The 6,295-nt window shown below is 66.4% G+C and carries 7 protein-coding genes and 1 pseudogene; 6 read left to right on the top strand and 2 right to left on the bottom strand.

What is annotated here, in order from left to right; all coding sequences use genetic code 11:
* Positions 1–132: 132 nt before the first annotated feature.
* The 4 genes from ACWGI8_RS37065 to ACWGI8_RS37050 all read left to right on the top strand — a co-directional run bounded on the left by ACWGI8_RS37065 (position 133) and on the right by ACWGI8_RS37050 (position 3,311).
* Positions 133–528, top strand: coding sequence for a hypothetical protein (locus ACWGI8_RS37065; RefSeq protein ID WP_453667831.1), 396 nt, complete (start codon positions 133–135; stop codon positions 526–528).
* 550 nt (positions 529–1,078) lie between these two features.
* On the top strand, positions 1,079–1,459 hold the full coding sequence (locus ACWGI8_RS37060) for a hypothetical protein (RefSeq protein ID WP_453667830.1): 381 nt from the start codon (positions 1,079–1,081) through the stop codon (positions 1,457–1,459).
* Between the two features lie 586 nt (positions 1,460–2,045).
* Positions 2,046–2,615, top strand: coding sequence for a hypothetical protein (locus ACWGI8_RS37055; RefSeq protein ID WP_453667829.1), 570 nt, complete (start codon positions 2,046–2,048; stop codon positions 2,613–2,615).
* A gap of 504 nt (positions 2,616–3,119) precedes the next feature.
* The gene (locus tag ACWGI8_RS37050; protein WP_453667828.1) at positions 3,120–3,311 is read left to right on the top strand and encodes a hypothetical protein; all 192 of its coding nucleotides are present in this window, start codon (positions 3,120–3,122) and stop codon (positions 3,309–3,311) included.
* Here ACWGI8_RS37050 and ACWGI8_RS37045 read toward each other — a convergent pair.
* Complete coding sequence (locus tag ACWGI8_RS37045; RefSeq protein WP_453667827.1) at positions 3,302–3,907, bottom strand: chloramphenicol phosphotransferase CPT family protein; 606 nt, start codon at positions 3,905–3,907, stop codon at positions 3,302–3,304. The genes ACWGI8_RS37050 and ACWGI8_RS37045 overlap by 10 nt on opposite strands.
* Before the next feature lie 208 nt (positions 3,908–4,115).
* On the opposite strand from ACWGI8_RS37045, the gene ACWGI8_RS37040 reads away from it, so the two are divergent.
* A complete protein-coding gene (locus ACWGI8_RS37040; protein ID WP_453667826.1) occupies positions 4,116–4,445 on the top strand; it encodes a hypothetical protein in 330 nt (109 codons plus the stop codon).
* Between the two features lie 364 nt (positions 4,446–4,809).
* Positions 4,810–5,012: pseudogene (locus tag ACWGI8_RS37035) on the top strand (hypothetical protein); the annotation flags it as partial.
* Between the two features lie 62 nt (positions 5,013–5,074).
* On the opposite strand, the gene ACWGI8_RS37030 reads toward ACWGI8_RS37035, so the two are convergent.
* Positions 5,075–6,001, bottom strand: a complete 927-nt coding sequence (locus ACWGI8_RS37030) for a WD40 repeat domain-containing protein (RefSeq protein WP_453667825.1) — start codon at positions 5,999–6,001, stop codon at positions 5,075–5,077.
* Positions 6,002–6,295: the final 294 nt, after the last annotated feature.

Below are 6,295 nucleotides of genomic sequence, written 5' to 3'. Positions count from 1 at the left end.
GGTTGTGTTCTCACCGATACGGAACCCGACTGCTCGGCAGCACCATCATTCCCTGCGGCCCTGTCAGCTCATCCGGTCCGCCGCATGAGACAACAGCGCCACTCATCGCCAACGCCCAGGAGAGACACGGACATGGGAAGACGTAAGATCGCCATCGCCGCAAGGAGAACGGGGAAGGCTCTGGCACTGGCTGCCGCCGTCGTCGGGCTTTCGGCTCTGACTTCTGGGCCCGCACACGCGGGCGTCATCCCCCGCGTCTACCAAGGGGACGACTACGCGGAGGCGTGGCACGCCTACTCCGGGAGTGCTTTCATCGCGGAAATGGTCTCGGTGTGCGACCGCGAACCGGACGGCCACGGCGTCTACGTCAAAGTCTGGCTGAGCGCCGGGTACGAGGAGATCAGCGACACCAACGGATCCGCGTACGGGTGCGGTTCACGCGCCTACAACAGGAACGCCGTCGAAGCCATCGAGGTCTGCGAACGCGTAACCGGCCCCGACTGGTGCTCCGGCCGGAAGAACGCGTAGGCCCGCGGAGCGCCCGCGGAACCACGCGCGGCCGGGCCGGACTGAGCTTCGTGGAACAGACCGCAACCAGTGGCCCGCACGGGCCCGACATGCGACGGGCCCAGGGCGAGTACCGCCCGCCTCGCCCTGGGGTGCCGGCGATGCGGGGCCCGCTCCTCTACCGGCGGGCACGTCGCTGGAGAGGTGTTCTGTCTCGCTGATGGTTGGGCAGCACGCCTACCAGATCGTCCATTCCGCATAAGTGCCGGCTTCACAGCAGTCAGTGATCTTTGACTGTTGGTCAGCGCTCAACCTCGTAGGCAAATGCATCGGGTTCGGGCTGCCCTGGCCCCCCTGCGACGCAAGGGGCGGGTCTCCGCCGCCGCATGCCGCCCAGGTATGTCCGACACCGAATCGAAGATCGCAATCTGCTCAAGCCGGATGGACGCGGGCTCCACATGTCCGAGGCGGGTGACGCGCCAGGGCCCGGCGGTGACGCCCAGGAGCTGCAAGCGGTCGATGACGACCAGATCCGGCCGGTCACGGAGGTCGAATGCTATGTTCGGCGGCCATGCGATCATTCCAGTACGACATAGACTTCCGCGCCCGCGCCAGAAAAACCCAGAACCGGGGCTTCGTGCTGCTGGGGGTGGCGGCGCTGCTGTGGGTCTGGTGTGCCGTGCTGCTGGTGATGCCTTACACGGTGGGGGACAACCGCGAGTGCGAGCCCCGACTGACCACCGAGCGAGCCACGGCCAACGAGGGCGCGGGCGGATCGCCGTGCGCAGCCGAACGCGACTGGCCGGAGGCCCTCGCCGTCCTCGGCCTGTCGGTGCCGGTCTCGGTCGTGGGCGCGATCCTGTGGACGGGCGGCGGCACCAGCATTCGCATGAGCGAGCACACGGCGGAGATCGCCCGGCTCAGCGAGTTGGCAGACCGGGCCGACGACTAACACCGTGTCCTACTTGGTCAGTTCGGCGAAGCGTTTGTAGCGAAGCACAGACCAGCGACAACGCCTTGTCGACCTCGGCGGGTACGGTGGTCCCGTGCTGCGCGCTTTCCGTCTCCGGCCGCCCCTGCTTCGGTAAAGGCATGGCAATCCCGGCGCTGAGGTGCGGGTCAGGAAGTGTCCTCCCCGCCGGCGCGGGGGTGTTCCGCAGTGACCGTTGGTCGCCGCGCGAATGGCTCAGTCCTCCCCGCCGAAGCAGGAGTGTTCCGCCGCACCGGCGCTGGGCGACGTTGGCGTTCTCGTCCTCCCCGCCGGCGCGGGCAGGTACGCCGCATTCAGACCATGGATGACGCCCAGTATGACGAATACCCCGCACCCGCGGGGATGGTCCCCTATGGCGCCCCTGGCTCCCAGTATCCGCAGCTCGGCTACTCACTTCGATGTGAGTAGCCCAACCTACGCGCCGCGTGGTCCAGCCTTCTACACTCCGCAGCATGTGCTCGATTCAAGCCTTCCCCAGCACGGTCACCGCTGCACCGCCCCATTCCTGCCCGGCGGCCATCACCACGACCCACACCAGGATCGGAGCGTGCTGAGCAAGCGCTGGGCTCGTACGGTTCTGTACGGCGTCGGCGTCCTGCTCGTCGTCGGCATATCAGTGGCCGGCTACCGCGTGTGGAACGGACAACCGTATCCGGCGGCCGATCCCGACCAGGTCGCGGCGCGGCTCAAGCAGGAGGCCCAGCGGGTTTACGACGAGGTGGCTCTACCAGGTCGGCCCGAGGTGAACTCTGCCGGCGTGCAGACCGGCACCTGCTACTGGCGCGGGCTGCGGGCGATCGCCCATATTGATGAAGGCCGCAGCGACGTCCGTAGCTTCGGACTCGAGTGGCGGGTGACGGACACCTCTAGGGACACTGCTCGCGCCGGGCAGGAGCGCGTACGACGGCGGCTGGAGCAGCAGGGCTGGAAGCTCGTCACTGAGAACGTCTCCGACATGGGCTTCCGCTACCAAGACCCGGAAACCGGCGACAAAGTTGATGTGGACTGGTACAAACCCACCGGGATTCTCGCCGTGCGCATTTACGCTCCGTGCGGACAACTCCCGGATAATTTTGATGAGTACGCCTGGCCCGTTTCCCAGTGGAGCCCGAAGTGACGGTCTCCCGGAGGAGGACGAGGTATGTGTGCACCCCGCTGGGGGTCTCCTCGTGGATCCAGTGTTACCCGTCTACCTAATCGCGCCTGCGGATTCTGCGCGGTCGGTCCCACGGGGAAGTCCAGCACAAAAGTCACCCGCCAGAGAGCCGCATTGCCCGGTTCGCTGAATGTGCTCGAGGGCTGACTGCGCTGCTCGTAAGCTGCAGGTCGTGCAGTCTGTTCCCCGTACCTTCGGGGACGGTCCCCCGATCGTGGCGCCGGTCATTGCGGGCACGGCCTGCTGCCCGCACCCGCGGGGGTGTTCCGGGCAATCCGGGAGATGCGTACCACCTGGGCCCGTCCTCCCCGCCGACGCGCGGTGTTCCGGAGACGAAGCTCAGAACAGCAGATCACCACAGGCCGGTCGCGCTCCGCCCTGGGCCGCTCACCGGCGAGCATCCCGAGCTGCTTCTACCCGGCCATCCAGCGCGTTCGCAGCCCAACGGCACTGTCGGCGCAACTCATGAAGCACGGCCTGCCCACCATCGCCGCCCGCAACACGGCCTTGTTCGGAATGGCCGGGGAACTACCGCCGATCATCATCAGCGACCTGTTCGGCGTCCACAGGAACACCGCGAATCAGTGGGCGGCGCTCGCCCAGGACAGCTGGACCGGCTACCTCGCGGCCCGGCAGACCCCCGCAACTCATACCTGAGCTGAGGCGCTGCCCGGATCGACGCGGCCTGACTCATGGCTACCCGTCAAGTAGCGATCTCGGAGGCGGGCGAAGGCGGTGCGCTGCGGACGGCGCGGAAGGAAGTCCTTGATCTTCTCGGCGCACTCGCGCGGGCTTGCCGTACTGGTGTCGCACTCCAGGTCGTAGTCGCCGTGACGGTGAACGAGGTCGTACTGGCGCGCGGCGAGGCCCGGCGGGCGATCTCCGCGGGCCCGCTCGCGGCGCGTCAGTTCGTCCAGCGGGCAGCGAACGCCCACGAACAGCACGTTCTCGGGGCGCAGCACCGACAGGCAATCGAGCAGCCGCCATGGCTCGCTGAGAACGTGGTCGACGACGATGTCGTTGCCCACCTCGGCCATGGCCGCGATCGAGCGGTGGAAGCCCATCCTGGTCCGCCGCAGCGCCGTGTCGAGTGCCTCTGGGCCGAGGTTGCGCTTGGTGCGCATCGCGTTGAAGCTGTCCACCGCCAGATGAAAGAAGACGCCGTCGTCGAGAACGTTGAGCAGTTCCCGAGCGATGCTCGACTTTCCTGAACTGGACGTGCCGTTGAGGAAGATGATCCGACCAGCTGTCATGCGGGCATGATCACACGACTGCTGTTTTGGCGGGATGTTCGGAGTCTCTCTGCACTCAGTTGAGGCAGCTTGCGGTGTGCTTCCGGTGCGGCTGAGGAATGGCGCAGCCCATCAGTACTGCCTTTCACCAGTAACAGACCGTCCGGCGCCGCTGGGAGGCGGCGATGAAGGTCAACATCAAGGGCGAGCGCGTCACCTCGACGCCGACGTGCCGCTCGGCCAGGCCCAGTGGGCCAAGACCCGCTACGGCATCGCCACCCAGACCCTGCCCAACGGTTACTGCGGGCTGCCTGTTCAGAAGACCTGCCCGTATGCCAACGCCTGCCTGATCTGCCCGGTCTTCCTCACCGGGCCCGAGTTCCTGCCCGAGCTCCGCGAACAGCGGACCCGCACCCTGACGCTGATCGACAACGCTAAGAGCTTCGGCCATGCCCGCGGCGCCGAGATGAACCAGCAGGTCGCCGACAGCCTCAACCGCATGGTCCGCGAGCTGGAGGATGGCCAGGACGAGGGCGGGGAGGCCACGAGTGCGAGCTGACAACTCCCACCTGATCGTCGCCGCGGCTCGACAGCGGGCCGCGGCTGCCCGCGGACGCGCAAAGGCCGCCCTGCGTCGGATGGACGCCATCGGCATCGTGATCACGTTCGAGACCGTCCCCCGCGAAGCGGGCGTCTCCCGGGTCCTGGCTCTACAACCAACCGGACCTGAGAGCCGAGATCGAACGCCTCCGGGCCCGGCACCACGTCCTTCCGGCCCGGCCCGTTCCCGACCAGCAACGGGCCTCCGACGCCTCTCTGCTGGGGTTGCTCCAGCAGCGACTCTGCCGGCGACAGCGTCCAACATGCCCATTCGCTGATCGTGCCCGATCAGGCCCAGCGCAGCACAGGAATTCCGCTGCCGCCGACCCAAGGGATTCGTCGTCCTGCCCCGCCGCTGGAATGTAGAACGGACACTGGGCTGGATCATGAACGCCCGCCGCAACGTAAGAGAATACGACCGCCTCCCACAACACAGCGAAGCCCAACTGACCTGGTCACTCATCACCTCATGACCCGACGCCTCACCCGAACTCCGGCAGCCCAGAAGACCGCTGGACGACGGTGAAATACTGGCTGAATCCGGCGAGCCGCGGTGTCCGAGGTGTCGGGTTACGGGAGGTGTCAGGGCTAGCGGGTGGCGAGATTCAGGTCCCACACGCGGATGATGTCGTTGCCCTCGGTGACGGCGACCGGGTTACCTGCTACCTCGGTGACCATATAGAGGCGGCCAGTCAGCGGATCTCCGATCTGCCGGCCATCGGCCAGGTCCCACACACGGGTGGTGCCGTCACCGCTTCCGGTCACAGCGATGGTGCGCCCGGCAACTTGAGCGGTCCCAAGCATCCCGATGTCGTCGGTGTGGCCCGTCATGGGCGACCCGATCGGCTCCTGATTCATGAGGTCCCACATGTGCAGCGCGTTGTCATCGCCGCCGGCCACCACCACTGCCCGGCCGTTCACTTCGGTGATCGCGATGGCTCGCACAACGGGCTCGATACCGGTCAGGTTCTCGCCGATCTGCACCCCGGTGAGGAGGTCCCAGGCTTGAAGGAAGTCGTCGTGGCCGCCGGTGATGGCGACCGGCCGGCCGCCGACGAGACCGGCCCCCATTCCTCCGTTGTAACTGCCGTCGATTTCCGCGACCTGTTCACCTCCCCGGGTCAGGTTCCAAGCCAGCAGTTTGCCTTCCTCGCTGCTGCTGACGGCGATCAGCCCCTGGTCGGACGCAACGGTAGTGAGCGAGTAGACGCCCAGCGCGTGACCGGTCAGCGTCTTGCCGATCTTGCGCCCGGTGCGCAGATCCCAGACACGCACAGCCCCTCCCATCGTTTCAAGGTCGGGATGGGAAAGGTCGAACCGGCCGCCGCCTGTCACGACCACGGGACGCCCGTCCAGATGCGCCACCGTCAAGACGGAGACGACCTCAAAAGCGTCCGATTCGAGCTTCGGCCTGTCGTCCTCGTCGTCCTCTATCTCCTCGTCGTCGTCCCACGCGCCGTTCTCGTAGTACCAATCGTCTTCCGGGCCGGCAGCGTCGAGCTCTGGCGCACTCACCACCAGTGAGGTCGCAGGTCCACAAGGTCCCATCGTCGTCAACGCTGACGGTAACGACAACACCGTCCAATTCAAGGACGGTTGTGGTCTCTTGGCTGTGGGCGTGGGAGTGGCCGGAGAAGTGACGCATCATTCGATCATCAGTCATGTGAGGCACTCTAATACTCCAGCTGTAGATCGTGATCTTCATTACTGAGTGGCGGCTTGTCGCCGGTAGTGACTGGTGCGTGATCGGGCTTGATGACGTCGTCTCCACTCGGACCAGCTGAGGCGGTGGGCCGCGTTGGACAGCGG

The organism is Streptomyces sp. NPDC054841, assembly GCF_053611045.1.
Note: the sequence above shows the minus strand (reverse complement) of the source record. Positions and strands in the feature narration are given on the sequence as shown.